We start from the raw sequence: 16782 nt of genomic DNA, 5'->3' as shown, positions 1-16782 counted from the left end.
CGGCCCGCGGACTCACGCGGGCACGGCTCCCGGGAGCTCGGGGGCCCTCAGCGTGCCGAGCTGCACGCGGGCGCCGAGCTCGTCACGAACGCCCCAGTGCTCTGCCAGGCGACCACCTTCGACGCGATAGATGTGCGCCGTGGTCATGGCGTACGTCTTGCCGGCTGCACCCGGACCATGGACCGCGTCGATCCCGACCCCACGGGCAAGCGCCCGGATCACGACTCGGTCATCGGTGGCGAACGCGTCCTCGATGGCGTAGCGGATGCCGAGCACGTCGTGCACGACCGTGAGGATCTGTCGATAGCCCTCCGGGCCCGGCGGCAGCGGGATCGGGGAGCCGTGGTCGACGAAGTCGCTGGTGACGGCATCCTCGAGACAGGAGAAGTCACCGGAGTTGATCGCGTCGAAGACGGCGCGGGCGCGAGACAGGGCCGTGGCACTCATGACTACACTTCTTTCACTCGAACGATAATCCAATGGAATGAGAATCTAGTGGAATCGCGCCCCGGTGACAAGAGGGCCTACAGCTCCGAGATGCGAGCCGAGCAGGCACGCCACACCCGCGCTCGCATCGTCGGCACTGCGCGAGAGCTCCTGCTCGCCCATGGGTACTTCGCCATGACGGTGCCGCTGCTCGCGAGACGCGCCGGAGTCAGCCCGCAGACCGTCTACAACTCGGTGGGCGGCAAGGCCGACGTGGTCAAGGCCGTGTACGACGTCCTCCTCGCCGGCGACGACGATCCCGTACCCATGAGTGAGCGGCCGGAATTCCGATCGGTCGTCGATGCGCCTGACGTCGGCGAGTACGCCCGGGCGTACGCCGCGTGGACCAGGGGCATCTGGGAACGGGTCGGCCCACTGCTCGGAGTCATCCTCGCCCACGGACCGGGCGGCGACGACGTCCTGGAGGCGTTCCTCAGCACGATCGACGAGGAGCGCCGGGTCGGAAACTCGCACAGCCTCGAAGGGCTGAGCGACCGAGGCGCGCTTCCCGCCGGGCGCACCATCGACGAGCTCGTGGCCTCCGTCTGGACGCTCACGGCACCAGAGGCGTACGACCGCCTGGTACGGCGGTCCGGCTGGCCGCCGTCGCGCTACGAGACGTGGCTGGCAGCCCAGCTGGCAGCTGCCCTGGCCGACTGACCTCGCACCCGACCAGCTGACGTGGCCCCCCGCCTCAGCCCAGGACGAGCAGGAGGTCGCCACCCTCGGCCTGGCGGGTGGCGCCGATCACGAGGCGTTGGACGGTGCCGGCTCTGGAGGCCGTGATGGCGGCCTCCATCTTCATCGCCTCGATCGTGGCCACGGTCTGGCCCGCCTCGACCGTGTCGCCCTCGGCGACGAGCGGGCTGACGACGCCGGCGAACGGTACGGCGACGTGCTGGGCGTTGCCGGCATCGGCTTTCTCCGAGGTGGTGACCTTGGAGTCGACGGAGCGGTCGCGCACCTCGATGGGTCGGAGTTGTCCGTTGATCGTGCCGAGCACGTTGCGCATGCCGCGCTCGTCGGCGTCGCCGATCGCCTCGACGCCGAACAGCAGCAGGTTGCCCTCGGAGATCTCGACGTCGGTCTCCTTGTCGGTGCGCAGCCCGTAGAAGAACGCCCGGGTCGGCACGACGGAGAGGTCGCCGTACTGCTGACGAGCCGAGTCGAAGTCGTCGGTGGGTCCGGGGAACAGCAGCCGGTTGAGGGTGTGGCGGCGGTCGCCCTTGAGGCCGTCGCGGTCGTCGTCGTCGAGCTCGGTGACGCGGACCTTGGTCGTACGACCCTCGAGCGCCTTGGTCCGGAAGGGTTCGGGCCATCCGCCGGGTGGGTCGCCGAGCTCGCCCGACAGGAACCCGATGACGGACTCGGGGATGTCGAACGACGCGGGGTCGTCGGCGAACGCGGCCGGATCGGCGCCGACCGCGACGAGGTGGAGCGCGAGGTCGCCGACCACCTTGGACGACGGCGTGACCTTGACGATGTTGCCGAGGATGTCGTTGGCGGCGGCGTACATGTCTTCGATCTGCTCGAACTTCTCGCCGAGACCGAGGGCGATGGCCTGCTGGCGGAGGTTGGAGAGCTGGCCGCCGGGGATCTCGTGTCGGTAGACGCGGCCCGTCGGTGCCGGCAGTCCGGACTCGAACGGGGCGTAGAGCCGGCGCACACCTTCCCAGTAGGGCTCGAGGGCGTTGATCGCGTCGATGTCGAGCCCGGTCTCGCGCGGTGAGTAGTCGGTGGCGGCGACCAGGGCCGACATCGACGGCTGGCTGGTGGTGCCCGACAGCGCGGCCGAGGCGACGTCGACCGCGTCGACGCCCGCGTCGATCGCCGCGAGCAGCGTGGCGAGCTGGCCGCCGGCGGTGTCGTGGGTGTGCAGGTGCACCGGCAGGTCGAAGCGCTCACGCAACGCGGTGACGAGCGTACGGGCGGCCGGCGCGCGCAGCAGCCCGGCCATGTCCTTGATCGCCAGCACGTGCGCGCCCGCCTCGACGATGCGGTCAGCGAGGTGCAGGTAGTAGTCGAGCGTGTAGAGCTTCTCCGCGGGGTTGGACAGGTCACCGGTGTAGCAGAGCGCGACCTCGGCGATCGTCGTGCCGGTCTCACGCACGGCCTGGATCGCCGGGCGCATCTGGTCGACGTCGTTGAGGGCGTCGAAGATGCGGAAGATGTCGATGCCGGTCTCGGCTGCCTCCTCCACGAACGCGACCGTGACCTCGGTCGGATAGGGCGTGTAGCCGACGGTGTTGCGTCCGCGCAGCAGCATCTGCAGGCAGATGTTGGGCGCCGCCTCGCGCATCGCGGCGAGCCGCTCCCACGGGTCCTCCTTGAGGAACCGCAGCGCCACGTCATAGGTCGCGCCGCCCCACGCCTCGATCGACAACAGCTGCGGGGTCATCCGGGCGACGTGCGGGGCCACGCGTACGAGGTCACGCGTGCGTACGCGGGTCGCCAACAACGACTGGTGCGCGTCTCGGAACGTCGTGTCGGTGACACCGACGGTCTCGCGCTCGCGCAGCGCGGCGGCGAAGCCTTCCGGGCCGAGCTCGGCCAGCAGCTGGCGGGAGCCGTCGGGCGCAGCTGCGGCGAGGTCGATCGCCGGGAGCTTGGACGCGGGGTCGACCTTGGTCGGCGAGGATCCGTGCGGCTTGTTGACCGTGACGTCGGCCAGCCACGACAGGATCTTGTCGGCCGGGTCGCTGGTGACCTGGGCCTCGAGCAGCTCGGGGTGCTCGTCGATGAAGGTCGTCGTCACGGCGCCGCCGGTGAAGTCGGGATGAGCCAGCAACCCCTTGAGGAACGAGATGTTGGTCGAGACACCGCCGACGTGGAACTCCCCCAGCGCCCGCTCGGCACGGCCGACTGCGGTCTGGAAGTCGCGACCGCGGCATGTCAGCTTGGACAGCATCGAGTCGAAGTGCGCGCTGATCGTGGCGCCGGTGTAGACGGTGCCGCCGTCGAGGCGTACGCCAGGACCGCCCGGCGAGCGGTAGGACGTGATCATCCCGGTGTCGGGCCGGAAGCTGTTGGACGGGTCCTCCGTCGTGATGCGGCACTGCAGGGCGAAGCCGCGCGCCTTGATGTCGTCCTGCACGTCGAGCCCGAGATCGGCGAGCGTCTCGCCGGCCGCGATCCGCATCTGCGCCTGCACCAGGTCGACGTTGGTGACCTCCTCGGTCACGGTGTGCTCGACCTGGATGCGCGGGTTCATCTCGATGAACACGTAGCGGCCGTTGGCGTCGAGGAGGAACTCGACCGTGCCGGCGCACGAATAGCTGATCGACGCGGCGAACTTCACCGCGTCGGCGCACATCGCCTTGCGGATGTCGCGGTCGAGGCCCGGCGCCGGTGCGATCTCGACGACCTTCTGGTGACGCCGCTGCACCGAGCAGTCGCGCTCACGCAGGTGCACGACGTTGCCGTACTGATCGGCAAGGATCTGCACCTCGATGTGACGGGCGTCGACGACCGCCTCCTCGATGAAGCACGTCGGATCACCGAACGCGCCGTCGGCCTCGCGCATCGCCGCCTCGATCGACTCGCGCAGCATCGCCGGGTCATCGACGCGCCGCATACCGCGTCCACCACCACCCGCGACCGCCTTGACGAACAGCGGATAGGTCAGGCTCTGCGACGCAGTGACGAGCTCGTCGACGTCGGCCGAGGGCTCGACCGAGTTGAGCGTCGGCACGCCGGCAGCCTTGGCCGCCGCGATGGCACGAGCCTTGTTGCCGGTGAGCTCAAGCACCTCCTTGGCCGGACCGATGAACGTGATGCCGGCGTTCTGGCACGCCTCGGCGAGATCGGGGTTCTCCGACAGGAAGCCGTATCCGGGATAGGTCGCGTCGGCGCCGGCCTTGACCGCGACGTCGACGATCCCCTCGGGGTCGAGATAGGCCCGAACCGGGTGGCCCGCCTCGCCGATCTCGTACGCCTCGTCGGCACGCACACGATGCTCCGAGCCACGGTCCTCCACCGGGAACACCGCGACGGTACGAGCCTCGAGCTCGTGCGCGGCACGAAAGGCACGGATCGCAATTTCGCCTCGATTGGCGACGAGGATCTTCTGGAACACGAGCCATCCCAAGGGTCAGAACGAATGGATCCCCAACGTATCGCTCGATTGTCACGGCCACATTGCGAGGGGACCCTCATGTTTGCGGGTCGGGGTCGCCCGATCGAGACAACCGGGTCTACGACAACCACACGGTGCTGTTGTGCCGTACGCGCCGGGGCAAGATCGTGCGGCGGGAGGACTACTACCTCGACACGGTCCGCATGGCGGCGTGTCCGGCCAGCCCGTAGCAGCCAAGCTCGGGGAACCGCTGTTCCGTCACGACACGCTCGCGTACGAGCGACCGCGCTCTTCTCGCTCCCACAGCGGGTCGGTCGTGTCGGTCCCCTGGGTGCGCAGCTCGCGCTTGAGCACCTTGTTGGTCGCCGTCGTCGGCACCTCGTCGGCGAGGCGTACGTACCGTGGCCAGCCCTTCGGCGAGAGGTCGGCCTGCTCGGCGAGGAACTCCTCGAAGTCCGCCGGGTCGAGCGTGGCGTCGTCGCGGAGCACCAGGGTCGCCATCAGCTGGTCGCCGACCAGCGGATCGGGCACGGCATAGACGCAGGCCTGACTGATGGCCTCGTGGCGGAGCAGCAACGTCTCGATCGTCGCGGCGGCGAGGTTCTCGCCGTCGACCCGCAACCAGTCGTCGGTACGGCCCGCGAGGTAGATGAATCCCTGGTCGTCGCGGTAGCCGAGATCGCCCGACCAGTACATGCCGCCGTCGAGCCGCGACGATGTCGCGCCCTCGTCGTTGTAGTAACCGCCGAAGAACCCGGCGCCCTGCGTGTTGACCAGCTCGCCGACGCACTCGTCGAGGTTGGTGACGGCGCCGGTCTCGTCGAACACCGCCGGCGGGCGCTCGGTCCGGGTCTCCTTGTCATAGACGGCCACGCCCTCCCACGGCACGCCGATCGAGCCGGGCGGGGTGTCGTCCGTACGGACGATGATGACGGCGGTCTCGGTCGAGCCGAACCCGTCGACCACGGTGCAGCCGAACCGGCGGCCGAACTCGGCGATGTCGCGATCGGAGGCCTCGTTGCCGAACGCCACCCGCAGCGGGTTGTCGGCGTCGTCGGACAGCTCGGGGGTGGCCAACACGTACGCGAGCGGCTTGCCGACGTAGTTCATGTAGGTCGCGCCGAGGCGCCGGATGTCCGGGAGGAACTGCGAGGCGCTGAACCTGCGCGCCAGTGCCAGGGTCGAGCCACCGGTCAGCGCGGGAGCGAGCGAGGCCATGATCGCGTTGGAGTGGAACAACGGCATCGCGCTGTAGCAGACGTCGTCGGGCGTGAGCCCGAACCGGTCGGCGAGGTTGGCGCCCGACATCACGGTCATGAAGTTGCTGACCTGGACGGCCTTCGGGTCACCGCTGGTGCCGGACGTGAAGATCAGCATGAAGGTGTCGAACGCCTCGACGTCGGCGAAGCCGTCAGCTCCGCGCGGCTCGGCGGCCACCAGCTCGAGCCACTCCTCGCTGTCGGTGTCGACGACTCGCACTCCACCGAGATCGAGCCCGTCCAGCAGCGGCAGGTGCTCCGCGTCGGTCAGCAGCACCTGGCAGTCGGCTCGACGTACGTCAGCAGCCAGCGACTCACCGCGCCGCGTCGCGTTGATGCCCGCCGTGACGTGTGCACCGATCGCACCGGCCAGCAAGGCACGGACCATCTCGGGGGTGTTCTCCATGAGCACGCCGACGTGCAGCGGACGATCCGGGGCGGCCCAGCCGCGCAGCACCCGGGCACGAGCCGCCGCATCACCCACGGTCTCGGCCCAGGTCCACGACTCGTCGCCGAACACCAGGCCGGTGGCCTCGCTGTCGGCGAGGGCGCGGACGAGCTGCTGGACGGTCTCAGCCATGGGCCACCTCACGCTCGGCAGACGGGGAGCTCTCGAGCACGGGCGCGAGGTGTCGTACGAGGAAGCTCACGGCGTGCTTCACCGCAGGTTCGTGGAAGGGCTTGCCGGAGAACAGGTCGAAGTGGTCGCCGGGATAGTGCCGCACCTCCACCTGAGCGGCGAACGCCGCCTTGGCTGCGGCGAGCGCTGGAGCCAAGGGGCGAAGACGAGTCCTGGGCCCGACTGAGCGGTCATGCTGCCTCCAGTGCCATGGAGGTCAACGTAGCGGAGCCAGGGAGTCAGCGGCGTCGCTTGGACCAGACCGTGACCTGCTGGCCCGTGAACGGCACGGGGAGGTTTTGCACCTGGCCGGCAGCGGCGAGGGCGAGCTGCAGCTCGGCGACCCGTTGCCGGAGCGCATCGACCTGGTTCTCGAGCTCGATGACTCGACGTACGCCCTCGAGGCCGAGTCCCTCGGCGGTGAGGCGGGCGACCTGGCGGAGCAGCTCGATGTCGCGCAGCGAGTAGCGGCGACCGCCACCGCCCGTACGCGCCGGCACGACAAGCTCGAGGCGGTCGTACGTGCGCAGCGTCTGCGGGTGCAGGCCCGACAGCTCAGCGGCGACGCTGATGACGAACACCTTCGCCTCGGGTCCCGGCGGGACGAATGATGAGTCCATCACTTGGCCTCCTCGAACAATCCATCACGCGGTGAGGTCGAGCCGCGGGAGTCGCGGAGGGCCTCGACCGCAGCCTTGGCTTCGTCACTCAGGGTCGCCGGGACCTGGACCTCGACCGTGACGAGCAGGTCACCCTTGCCGCCGGCCTTCTTGGTCGCACCCTTGCCGGTCGCCCGGAACGTACGACCGTTGGGCGTGCCCGCGGGGATCTTGATGCGTACGGGCGGTCCGTCGAGCGTCGGGACCTGGATCTCGGCACCGAGAGCTGCCTCGTCGAAGTCGACGGGAACCGTGATCGTGAGGTTGTCACCCTTGCGGCCGAACAGCTTGTGCGGCTCGACGTGGACGAGCAGGAAGAGGTCGCCGTTGGGACCTCCGGCCTCGCCCTTGCCGCCCTTGCCCTTGAGCCGGATGCGCTGGCCGTCCTTGACTCCGGCCGGCACCTTGACCTGCAGGGTGCGGCTGGACGGAGCGCGACCAGATCCGCGGCAGGTGTCGCACGCGTGCTCGACGATCAGGCCGCGACCGCGGCACTGGTCGCAGGGCTCGGTCATCGCGAAGAGACCACCGGCGGTGCCGGTCTGCGAGCCGGAACCCTGGCACTTGGGGCACACCTTGGGAGTGGTGCCCGGCCTCGCGCCGGTGCCGTGACACGTCGGGCACGGCTCGTCGCTGGTCATCCGCAGCGGCAGCGTTGCGCCGTCGACAGCCTGCTGGAACGTGATCGAGGCCTCGGTCTCGAGGTCGTCGCCCTTGCGGGCTGCCGAGCGCGTACGCCCACGGCCACGGCCGCCGCCGAAGAGACCACCGAACAGGTCGCTGAAGTCGGGCTGGCCGCCTGGCGGGCCGTAGCCGCCCGCGGCTCCCCTGAACTGCCCGAACATGCTGCGCTGGTCGTCGTACTCCTTGCGCTTGTCCTTGGACGAGAGCACGGCGTAGGCCTCGGAGACCTCCTTGAAGCGCTCCTCGGCGGCCTTGTTGCCGGGGTTGGAGTCGGGGTGGTTGTCACGGGCGAGCTTGCGATAGGCCTTCTTGATCTCGTCCTGCGTTGAGTCCTTCTTGACACCGAGGACCTTGTAGAAGTCCTTGGTCGACCAGTCACTGGCTGCCATGACAACCCTCCCTTCTGTTACTCGTCCGGAGCTTCGTCCGTCAGCGGCGCTGCCGGCTCCTGTGTTGATTGTGGCTGTACGTCCTCCGTTGCGGGCTCGACCACGCCGACCGTTGCAGGCCGCAGCACACGGTCGCCGTGGCGGTAGCCGATGCGCAGGACGCTGTCGATCGTGGTGGTGTCGACGTCGGCTGACTCGCCGGCGTGGAACACCGCCTCGTGCACCGAGGGATCGAACGGCTCGCCCTTGGCGCCGAACGACTCCAGACCATGCTTCGCCGCGAGCTGGTGGATCGCATCGGCGACGGCCTTGAAACCGCCCTCGAGCTCACCGTGCTCGTCGGCTCGACCGATGTCGTCGAGCACCGTCAGGAGTGACTGCAGCACTGCCGTCTCGCCCTGGGCGCGTACGAGCTCACGGTCGCGATCGACGCGTCGCTTGTAGTTGACGTATTCGGCCTGGAGGCGCTGCAGGTCGGCCGTTCGCTCGGCGAGCTGCTGCTCCAGTGACGGCGGGGCCGGGGCCTCAGCCGGCGGAGTCTCCTCCGCCGGCGTCGGCTCCTGCTCAGGGGCCGAGCCGTTGTCCGGCTCGCTCACTTCTGAGCTTCATCCTCGTCGACGATCTCGGCCTCGACGACGTCGTCGTCATCGTTGCCGGAGTCGTCGCCGGTCGGTGCGCTCTCCTGGGCCTCGGCGGCGGCCGCGGCGTACATCGCCTCGCCCATCTTGGAGCTGGAGGCGCCGAGCTTGGCCACGGCTGCCGCAACGGCGTCCGCGTCCTCACCCTTGAGGGCTTCGTTGAGCGCGTCGAGGTCAGCCTGCACCTCGGCCTTGACGTCGTCACCGACCTTGTCGCCGTTCTCCGCGAGGAACTTCTCGGTGGAGTGCGACAGCGACTCGGCCTGGTTGCGGGTCTCGACAGCCTCACGGCGTGCCTTGTCCTCCTCGGCGTACTGCTCAGCGTCCTTGACCATCTTGTCGATGTCGTCCTTGCTGAGGGCCGAGCCGCCGGTGATCGTCATCGACTGCTCCTTGCCTGTGCCACGGTCCTTGGCGGACACGTTGACGATGCCGTTGGCGTCGATGTCGAACGTGACCTCGATCTGCGGCACGCCACGGGGCGCCGGCGGAAGGCCGGTGAGCTCGAACGTGGCCAGCAGCTGGTTGCCGGCGGCCATCTCGCGCTCGCCCTGGTAGACCTGGATCGCGACGGACGGCTGGTTGTCGTCGGCCGTCGTGAACACCTCGGACCGCTTGGTCGGGATCGTCGTGTTGCGCTCGATGAGCTTGGTCATCACGCCGCCCTTGGTCTCGATGCCGAGGCTCAGCGGGGTGACGTCGAGGAGCAGGACGTCCTTGACCTCGCCCTTGAGCACGCCGGCCTGGAGGCTGGCGCCGATCGCGACGACCTCGTCCGGGTTGACGCCCTTGTTGGGCTCCTTGCCACCGGTCAGCTCCTTGACGAGCGTCGCGACGGCGGGCATACGAGTCGATCCACCCACGAGGACCACGTGGTCGATCGCGTTGAGCGCGACGCCGGCGTCCTTGATCACGCTGTTGAACGGCGCCTTGGTGCGCTCGAGCAGATCGTGCGTGATCTTCTCGAACTCGGCGCGGGTCAGCGTCAGGTCGAGGAACACGGGGTTCTTCTCGGAGTCGACCGTGATGTAGGGCAGGTTGATCGACGTCGACTGGCTCGACGACAGCTCGATCTTGGCGCGCTCGGCAGCCTCGCGGATGCGCGGCATCGCCATCTTGTCCTTGGTCAGGTCGAGACCCGTGTCGCTCTTGAACTTCGTGACGATCCAGTCGATGACCTTCTCGTCCCAGTCGTCACCACCCAGGTGGTTGTCGCCGCTGGTCGCCTTGACCTCGATGACGCCGTCACCGATCTCGAGCAGCGACACGTCGAACGTGCCTCCACCGAGGTCGAACACGAGGATCGTCTGGTCGTCGGCCTTGTCGAGCCCGTACGCGAGCGCTGCCGCGGTGGGCTCGTTGATGATGCGGCTGACGTTGAGTCCGGCGATCTCACCGGCTTCCTTGGTCGCCTGACGCTGGTGGTCATTGAAGTAGGCCGGCACCGTGATGACGGCGTCCGTCACGGGCTCACCGAGGTAGGCCTCGGCGTCGCGCTTGAGCTTCTGCAGGATGAAGGCGGAGATCTGCTGGGGGTTGAACGACTTGCCGTCGATGTCGACGGTCCAGTCGGTGCCCATGTGGCGCTTGACCGAGCGGACCGTACGGTCGACGTTGGTCACGCCCTGGCGCTTGGCCACCTCACCGGCGAGAACTTCGCCGTCCTTGGCGAACGCCACGACGGAGGGCGTCGTGCGCGCACCCTCGGCGTTGGCGATGACGGTGGGCTCGCCGCCTTCGAGTACGGCGACGACCGAGTTGGTCGTACCGAGGTCAATTCCGACCGCTCTGGCCATGGTGTTTCCTCCTGTGGGGTGGTGCTTGGGATGTTGCAAGACGTGGGTCAACAGACTTGAGTCCGATGTTATCAACCTTGCTCAAGAGCCCCGTATTCCGGGTTCCCGGAGAGATTCAGCCCGGCGGGATGGCGGCGTCGATCGCCGCGGCCAGCACCAGCACCAGTCCGTCGACGAGCTGGGTTCGCGTGATCGATCCCGGGTGCACCAGCCAGCGGGAGACCGACGCATCGACCATCCCGACCATCCCGACAGCGAACACCTCGTCCAACGGGATCGTCGGGCGGACCTCCCGCTCCTCCGCCAGCTCATGCGCCATGGCGACGGCCACGGAAGCCAGCCGGCCTTTCACCTGGTCGACGGGGTCGGCGATCAGTTCGGCCTGGTGGGCTCGCGTGAACCAGTAGAGCGAGCGATGCTCGTCGATGAAGTCGAGATAGCCGTCCAGCACCCGGCGGATGGCCGTGCTCACGTCGTCGAGCTCGCTGAGATCGGCGATCACATTCTCGTAGACGAGCGCCGCGACGTGGGCAACGATCGCCTCGTCCAAGTCGGACCGCCCGCTGAACTGGCGGTAGAGCACCTGGCGGGTGACACCGGCGGCCGAGGCGATCTGCTCGACGGAGGCGGCCGGGCCGACGGACTCGATGACGGCGACTGCCGCCTCCACGAACTCCGTTCGCCGGCGATCACGATGCCCCGCCCAACGCGTCGACCGGCCGTCCTCGGCTGTCGACTGCTGCGGTTCCATGTCCGCAGACTAGCCCGAACATTACATGTGACAGCAAGTAACGTATACTTGATGTCACATCTACCCTCTGGAGCTCCTCATGCTGTCTGCCGACTCGTTGCCCGTCTGGGTCCCGCGACTGATCGCGACCCTGGTGGTCACCGTCTTGGGTCTGGCGCTGATCAGCCTCGCGCTCGTGCTGCCCGCGATCCCGCGCCTGGTGGAGGCCAGCGACACACTCCCGACTGCCGCGACCGTCGTGGACGGTGCACCCACGACGCTCGAGCAGGTAGAACGGATCGACGGCAACGTCGCCAAGGTGACGCCTTCCGTGATCACGGCTGTCGACCAGATCCCCGCGCTTGCACAACAGCTCGAGCGGCTTCTCAAGCTCGCCGACACGCTCCACACCGACGTGGGTGGGCTGCAGGAGAGCGTCAAGCCACTCAGCTCAAGCGCCAAGGAGCTGGTCTCGGTCGCCCAACAGGTCGAGTCACTTCGTACGACGCTGACCCAGCTGCTCACCCTGGGCGCACCCGTGACGGAGCTCTCGACGGCAACCGGACCCATCCTGGAGCAGCTGCGCCAGCTCAACGAGTCGGCAGCGACGCTGGCATCGCTCGCGAAGACGATCGAGAGCCTCGACGAGCACATCGCCAACCTGGACCGCAAGACCGGCCCGGTGCTGTTCCCCGCGACACCCTAGGAACGCTGGCGGGCGGCTTCGTAGAGGAACACCGTTGCTGCACCGGCGGCGTTGAGCGAGCTGGCTGAGCCTGAGATCGGTATGCGAGCGACTGCGTCGCAGGACTCGCGCCACCCCGCGCTCATGCCTGACGTCTCGTTGCCGATCACCAGCAACGTCGGGCCCGTGAGGTCGTGGCCTGCGATGTCGACGTCACCCGACTCGTCGGTACCCACGACTTCGAGCCCGGCCTCGCGCGCCCAGGTGAGCACCTCCACATGGCTGCGCTGGCGTACGACCGGCAGCGCAAACAGCGAGCCCGTCGATGCGCGCACGGCACGCGGATCGTACGGATCGGCAGCGTGCCCCGTGACGATCACGGCCCCGGCTCCGAACGCATCGGCCGCGCGTACCACCGTCCCGATGTTGCCGGGGCTGCTCGGTCGATCGAAGACCACACCAAGGAAGTCGGGGCCCGCCACGATGCGCGACAGATCGTCCGGCGGCATCTCGACGACGGCGACGAGCTCGGCTCCACCGTCATCCTTGCCGCTGAGCTCGGCGAGCAGGTCTCCCGACATCGCCACATGATCGGTCGCGACGGAGCTGACGAGCCCTTTGGCCCAGTCCGAGAGATCGGCGTCAGCGTCATGGAGCAGCGCTCGTACGGACCAGCCGTGCTCGATCGCCAGGTTGATCGGGCGCACACCCTGGACGAGGAACTCCCCAGCACGGTGGCGCTTGTTGCGGTTGGCGATCAACGTTTCCCACTGCTGGAACTGCGCATTGCGCTTGGAGATCTGCCGATCGCTCACGCGCCAGTTCTAGCACGCCACGCCAGATGCCGTAGTTTGCTCACCATGCAGACCTCGCCGGTGCAGGACCGGCTCGCGCGGACCGTCCTCGATCTCCTCACCGAGACCACGAGCCGCCAGATCTCACGGGAGATCGCCCACCTCGCGGACATCGGGGTCGACACCAGCGACGACGGCACGCACATCGCGCCGCCGGGCCTGCTGATGCCGGCGTCCGGCGCCATCACGACACTGGTCGTCGCCACATCGAGGGACCACCCGGACGTCAGCGAAGAGATGCGCGTCGCCGTCTGGCCCGTGGCCGAGGGCGACGATCCGGCGTTCGTGGTGACCCTGTCTGGCTCAGACCGCACGCTCCCGATCGCCCTCAGGGAGGTGCAGCCCGAGCTCTCGGCTCATCTGCGCGGGCAGGTCAATGACTTCGTCGCGGCAACCATCGCGCAGGTGGTCACCGAGCTGAACGTCGGGATGCAGCGCACGTACATCCGCGAGTCCCACGGCGATGAGGCCGAGTACACCGAGGACTGACGTCGGTGATCAGCAGTCGGCGGCCCGGGCGAGCAGCAGTGCGCGTTCCTGCTCGTTCTGCGTGAGCGCGGCGGCGCGCTCGAACTCCGCGCGCGCCTCTGTGCCGCGCCCCAGCTTGGAGAGCAGGTCGCCGCGGACGCTGGGGAGCAGGTGGTAGGTCGCCAGCTCGGGCAGCTCGGCCAGCTGGTCGACGAGGGCCAGCGCGGCATCCGCGCCGTAGGCCATCGACACCGCGACCGCCCGGTTGAGCTCGACGACGGCGGATCCGGTGATCACGGCGAGTGACTCATAGAGCGACGCGATGCGGGTCCAGTCGGTCTCGTCGGCCGTACGCGCCCGGGCGTGACACGCGGCGATCTCGGCTTGCAGGACATACGGTCCCGGGGCTTCCGCATTCGCGTTCGCTCGTCCAAGAGCGGCCAGACCTCGCCGGATCAGCAGCTGGTCCCATCGCGAACGGTCCTGGTCGAGCAGAAGGACCGGTGCACCGTCCGCGTCGAGGCGCGCGGCGGTCCGGGACAGCTGGATCTCCATCAGTGCGAGCAGCCCGAGCGCCTCGGCGTCGTCGGGCACGAGCCCGACGAGCACGCGACCCAGGCGTACGGCTTCCTCGCTCAGCGCCGGCCGCATCCAGTCGTCACCAGCCGTAGCCGAGTAGCCCTCGTTGAACAGCAGGTAGATCACCGCGAGCACGGCCTCGAGTCGTTCGGCGCGTTCGTTGTCGGCCGGCTCCTCAGTTGGGGCGTCGACGTCGGCGAGCGTCTTCTTGGCGCGGGTGATTCGGGCACCGATCGTCGCCTCGCTGGTGAGGAAGGACCGGGCGATCTCGCTGGTCGTGAGTCCCGCGACCAGCCGGAGCGTCAGTGTCCGCTGCGCGTCGTCACCCAGTGCGGGGTGACAGCAGATGAACATCAGCCGGAGCACGTCGTCCTCGACGTGATCCACTGCTGACTGGATCCCGGCCACGATGTCCTCCTTCCCTTCTGCGATGTCTGCATATGCGCGATCCTGGCGCTCACGGCGCCTGAACCCGTCGATCGCCCGGCGCTTCGCGACCGCCATCAGCCAGGCACCGGGATTGTCGGGGATGCCACGATCGGGCCACTGCGAGAGTGCGGCTTCGAGCGCGTCCTGCGCGAGGTCCTCGGCCAGGCCGACGTCGCGGGTGATGCGTACGAGGGCGGCGATCAGCTTGGTCGACTCAAGTCGCCAGACGGCCTCGACCGAGCGGTGGAGGTCGGAGTCGGTCATGACATCCGATCCAACCACCACCGCTCATCGGGGTCACTCCGGGTCGGTGAGACTTCCGGCGACCTGGCGGAGCTCGGTGAAGAACGAATCCGGGATCTCCGGCCAGTTCGCGACATGCAGCTCGACGAAGCCACGCGTCCAGGCTTCGGCGTCCTCGCGAGTCGGCGCATCGATCATGATGAAGCCGCCGACGACCTCCTTGGCCTCGGCGAATGGGCCATCGGTGGTCGTGACCTTGCCGCCGCTTGGCCGAACACGGACCGACTCGGCGGTCGGCGCGAGGCCGGCATCGGTGACGACACGTGCATGCGTCTCGTCGGCGACATGGGCCACCATCGCGTCGAGCAGGGCCTCCGGAGGCTCTTCCATGTCGTATTCGTCGAGGTGGATCAGTACGAGGTACTTCATGTCAGGCCTCGAAATCGTCGGGGCCGAAGACCTGGCGGACGACACTGGTGCCCTCGAACTCGGGCCACGTGTCGAGGTGGATCTGCATGAAGCGACGTGAGTACTCGACGGCCTCCTCGACCGAGCGGACCTCGTACATGCCGTAGCCGCCGATGACTTCCTTGGCCTCGGAGAACGGACCGTCGGTGACAGTCATCTTGCCGCCGGACACCCGGATGTGCGGGCTGGTGTTGATGTCGGCCAGGCCGCCCTGGTCGATCGCGACGCCGGCCTTGATGAGCTCTTCGCCGAACGCGCCGATGGCCTCGAACAGCTCGGGAGGCGGCGGGCCCCACGGCTGCTTGGGATCGGACTCGATGTAGCTGAGGAACCGCATGATGTCTCCTTCGTCAGTGGTCGGCCCGCTGCGGGCCAGCCTTCACCCCTACGTCGACCGGGTCCACCCCAATTCGACACGGCCGTGAAAGTTTTTCTAGCGCAGGGCGACGACGATCACGCCGACCGCAACCCCCACGATGAGCAACGCGAGCAGAACGGCGAGCACCGCAGCGCCGCCGAAGCCCGGGAGCGGCTGACCCGTACGCATGGCTCGCTCCGTGGCGCGCCACCGCCGCCACGACTCGACGACTGCAATCGCCGCTGCAAGGAGCAGCAGCAGAGAGGCGCCCGTGGCCACCCACGGATCGAGGCTGACGGCCGGGACGTGCACCGCAACGGCGCCGGCGAGCAGGGCCAGGGCTGTACGGATCCAGGCGAGGAACGTGCGCTCGTTGGCGAGCGAGAGCTGGGCATTGGGATCGCTGCCGTCGTCGTACACGCCGCTCGGGAAGCGCTTGTCGGTCACACCGGCACCGAGGTGTGCCGGTCACACATGTGGTCGGCCGCAACACACGAGTCGCACCGGTTCATCTGCCTCACGCAGGACACGTCACCGCAGTCGGCGACGTGGTTGGTCGGTGCGCTGCACCGGTCGCACGTCCCGACGAGTGCCGTGTGGTCGGAGAAGTCCATCGTGATGCGGTCGTCGAAGACATACAGCGAGCCTTCCCACAGACCATCGTCGCCGTAGGCCTCGCCGTAGGTCGCGATGCCACCGTCGAGCTGGTAGACCTCCTGGAACCCGCGATTCCTCATCAGCGGTGTCAACACCTCACACCGGATGCCGCCGGTGCAGTAGGTCACGACCGGCTTGTCCTTGAGATGGTCGTACGCACCGCTGTCGAGCGCCGCGATGAACTCGCGCGTCGTCTCGACATTGGGGCGGACGGCACCGGCGAAGTGCCCGATGTCGGACTCGATCTGGTTGCGGCCGTCGAAGAACACGACGTCCTTCTCGGCCACCAGCGCGTGCAGCTCTGCCGGGGTGAGCTTCTCTCCGCCACCGACGATGCCTTCGTCGTTGACCTCGATCTCGTCGGACGCACCGAACGTCACCAGCTCCTCGCGTACCTTGACGCTCAGCCGGGGGAAGTCCGCCGTGGTGCCGTCGGCGAGCGCGCGGCCCTCGCTCCACTTGAAGTCGATGTCCTTGAACGGCGGATAGGCCTTGGTACCGCGTACGTACTTCTTCATCTCGACCACGTCACCGCCGAGAGTCGCGTTGATGCCGTGTGGCGAGATCAGGATGCGGCCGCGGAGCCCGAGAGACTCGCAGAGGGTGTGCTGCCAGAGCCGGATCGCCTCGGGGTCAGCCAACCGTGCGAAGGCGTAGAACAACAGGACTTTGGGCGTGGCCACGGCTCAATCGTAGGACGTGGGCG

General features: G+C 68.2%; 18 protein-coding genes. 3 read left to right on the top strand and 15 right to left on the bottom strand.

From position 1 onward, the window contains the following. Window positions 1–12: 12 nt before the first annotated feature. Window positions 13–447: an ester cyclase gene (locus ABD683_RS09620; protein WP_344769440.1), complete on the bottom strand. Its 435-nt coding sequence runs from the start codon at window positions 445–447 to the stop codon at window positions 13–15. A gap of 48 nt (window positions 448–495) precedes the next feature. On the opposite strand from ABD683_RS09620, the gene ABD683_RS09615 reads away from it, so the two are divergent. Beyond that, on the top strand, window positions 496–1146 hold the full coding sequence (locus tag ABD683_RS09615; RefSeq protein WP_344769438.1) for a TetR/AcrR family transcriptional regulator: 651 nt from the start codon (window positions 496–498) through the stop codon (window positions 1144–1146). 34 nt (window positions 1147–1180) lie between these two features. Here the strand turns inward: ABD683_RS09615 and ABD683_RS09610 are convergent, their stop codons facing one another. The 8 genes from ABD683_RS09610 to ABD683_RS09575 form a co-directional block, all read right to left on the bottom strand. Beyond that, the gene (locus ABD683_RS09610) at window positions 1181–4561 is read right to left on the bottom strand and encodes a pyruvate carboxylase (protein ID WP_344769436.1); all 3381 of its coding nucleotides are present in this window, start codon (window positions 4559–4561) and stop codon (window positions 1181–1183) included. A gap of 258 nt (window positions 4562–4819) precedes the next feature. Further along, window positions 4820–6400: a fatty-acid--CoA ligase FadD1 gene (fadD1, locus tag ABD683_RS09605; protein WP_344769435.1), complete on the bottom strand. Its 1581-nt coding sequence runs from the start codon at window positions 6398–6400 to the stop codon at window positions 4820–4822. Next, window positions 6393–6596 (bottom strand): hypothetical protein, encoded by a 204-nt coding sequence (locus tag ABD683_RS09600; protein WP_344769433.1) that lies wholly within the window; start codon window positions 6594–6596, stop codon window positions 6393–6395. The genes fadD1 and ABD683_RS09600 overlap by 8 nt, the downstream gene beginning before the upstream one ends. 82 nt (window positions 6597–6678) lie before the next feature. Continuing rightward, complete coding sequence (locus ABD683_RS09595) at window positions 6679–7059, bottom strand: heat shock protein transcriptional repressor HspR (protein ID WP_344769432.1); 381 nt, start codon at window positions 7057–7059, stop codon at window positions 6679–6681. Continuing rightward, window positions 7059–8171 (bottom strand): molecular chaperone DnaJ, encoded by a 1113-nt coding sequence (gene dnaJ / locus ABD683_RS09590; RefSeq protein ID WP_344769431.1) that lies wholly within the window; start codon window positions 8169–8171, stop codon window positions 7059–7061. Before dnaJ ends, ABD683_RS09595 begins: the two co-directional genes overlap by 1 nt. Before the next feature lie 17 nt (window positions 8172–8188). Next, window positions 8189–8767: a nucleotide exchange factor GrpE gene (grpE, locus tag ABD683_RS09585; protein WP_344769429.1), complete on the bottom strand. Its 579-nt coding sequence runs from the start codon at window positions 8765–8767 to the stop codon at window positions 8189–8191. Then, window positions 8764–10605, bottom strand: coding sequence for a molecular chaperone DnaK (gene dnaK, locus ABD683_RS09580; RefSeq protein ID WP_344769427.1), 1842 nt, complete (start codon window positions 10603–10605; stop codon window positions 8764–8766). The genes grpE and dnaK overlap by 4 nt, the downstream gene beginning before the upstream one ends. 115 nt (window positions 10606–10720) lie before the next feature. Then, complete coding sequence (locus ABD683_RS09575; protein WP_344769425.1) at window positions 10721–11356, bottom strand: TetR/AcrR family transcriptional regulator; 636 nt, start codon at window positions 11354–11356, stop codon at window positions 10721–10723. Window positions 11357–11435: 79 nt separating this feature from the next. Here ABD683_RS09575 and ABD683_RS09570 point away from each other — a divergent pair, with 79 nt between their 5' ends. Beyond that, window positions 11436–12041: a hypothetical protein gene (locus ABD683_RS09570; protein ID WP_344769424.1), complete on the top strand. Its 606-nt coding sequence runs from the start codon at window positions 11436–11438 to the stop codon at window positions 12039–12041. On the opposite strand, the gene ABD683_RS09565 is transcribed toward ABD683_RS09570, so the two are convergent. Then, window positions 12038–12835 (bottom strand): TrmH family RNA methyltransferase, encoded by a 798-nt coding sequence (locus ABD683_RS09565; RefSeq protein ID WP_344769423.1) that lies wholly within the window; start codon window positions 12833–12835, stop codon window positions 12038–12040. The two genes, ABD683_RS09570 and ABD683_RS09565, sit on opposite strands and share 4 nt — an antisense overlap. A gap of 45 nt (window positions 12836–12880) precedes the next feature. Here ABD683_RS09565 and ABD683_RS09560 point away from each other — a divergent pair, with 45 nt between their 5' ends. Then, on the top strand, window positions 12881–13363 hold the full coding sequence (locus ABD683_RS09560) for a hypothetical protein (RefSeq protein ID WP_344769421.1): 483 nt from the start codon (window positions 12881–12883) through the stop codon (window positions 13361–13363). Window positions 13364–13372: 9 nt separating this feature from the next. Here ABD683_RS09560 and ABD683_RS09555 read toward each other — a convergent pair whose 3' ends face one another. The 5 genes from ABD683_RS09555 to trhO all read right to left on the bottom strand — a co-directional run bounded on the left by ABD683_RS09555 (window position 13373) and on the right by trhO (window position 16759). Continuing rightward, window positions 13373–14614, bottom strand: coding sequence for an RNA polymerase sigma factor (locus tag ABD683_RS09555; protein ID WP_344769420.1), 1242 nt, complete (start codon window positions 14612–14614; stop codon window positions 13373–13375). Window positions 14615–14647: 33 nt separating this feature from the next. Continuing rightward, window positions 14648–15022 (bottom strand): YciI family protein, encoded by a 375-nt coding sequence (locus ABD683_RS09550; protein WP_344769418.1) that lies wholly within the window; start codon window positions 15020–15022, stop codon window positions 14648–14650. A 1-nt stretch (window position 15023) separates the two neighbouring features. Then, window positions 15024–15398: a YciI family protein gene (locus ABD683_RS09545; RefSeq protein ID WP_344769416.1), complete on the bottom strand. Its 375-nt coding sequence runs from the start codon at window positions 15396–15398 to the stop codon at window positions 15024–15026. 96 nt (window positions 15399–15494) lie between these two features. After that, window positions 15495–15866 carry a YidH family protein gene (locus ABD683_RS09540; protein WP_344769414.1) on the bottom strand — a complete coding sequence of 124 codons (372 nt, stop codon included), beginning with the start codon at window positions 15864–15866 and terminating at the stop codon, window positions 15495–15497. Then, complete coding sequence (gene trhO / locus ABD683_RS09535) at window positions 15863–16759, bottom strand: oxygen-dependent tRNA uridine(34) hydroxylase TrhO (RefSeq protein WP_344769413.1); 897 nt, start codon at window positions 16757–16759, stop codon at window positions 15863–15865. Before trhO ends, ABD683_RS09540 begins: the two co-directional genes overlap by 4 nt. Window positions 16760–16782 lie beyond the last annotated feature (23 nt).

Source organism: Aeromicrobium panaciterrae (assembly GCF_039537165.1).
Classification (GTDB): Bacteria; Actinomycetota; Actinomycetes; order Propionibacteriales; family Nocardioidaceae; genus Aeromicrobium; species Aeromicrobium panaciterrae.
The sequence above is the reverse complement of the archived record's forward strand: the minus strand, read 5'-3'. Positions and strand labels throughout refer to the sequence as shown.

Coding starts and splice junctions, on each gene's coding strand:
- fadD1 (WP_344769435.1), bottom strand. CDS start 6,400: ATGGCTGAGACCGTCCAGCAGCTCGTCCGCGCCCTCGCCGACAGCGAG.
- ABD683_RS09560 (WP_344769421.1), top strand. CDS start 12,881: ATGCAGACCTCGCCGGTGCAGGACCGGCTCGCGCGGACCGTCCTCGAT.
- dnaJ (WP_344769431.1), bottom strand. CDS start 8,171: ATGGCAGCCAGTGACTGGTCGACCAAGGACTTCTACAAGGTCCTCGGT.
- ABD683_RS09550 (WP_344769418.1), bottom strand. CDS start 15,022: ATGAAGTACCTCGTACTGATCCACCTCGACGAATACGACATGGAAGAG.
- ABD683_RS09555 (WP_344769420.1), bottom strand. CDS start 14,614: ATGACCGACTCCGACCTCCACCGCTCGGTCGAGGCCGTCTGGCGACTT.
- ABD683_RS09575 (WP_344769425.1), bottom strand. CDS start 11,356: ATGGAACCGCAGCAGTCGACAGCCGAGGACGGCCGGTCGACGCGTTGG.
- ABD683_RS09570 (WP_344769424.1), top strand. CDS start 11,436: ATGCTGTCTGCCGACTCGTTGCCCGTCTGGGTCCCGCGACTGATCGCG.
- ABD683_RS09595 (WP_344769432.1), bottom strand. CDS start 7,059: ATGGACTCATCATTCGTCCCGCCGGGACCCGAGGCGAAGGTGTTCGTC.
- dnaK (WP_344769427.1), bottom strand. CDS start 10,605: ATGGCCAGAGCGGTCGGAATTGACCTCGGTACGACCAACTCGGTCGTC.
- ABD683_RS09620 (WP_344769440.1), bottom strand. CDS start 447: ATGAGTGCCACGGCCCTGTCTCGCGCCCGCGCCGTCTTCGACGCGATC.
- ABD683_RS09545 (WP_344769416.1), bottom strand. CDS start 15,398: ATGCGGTTCCTCAGCTACATCGAGTCCGATCCCAAGCAGCCGTGGGGC.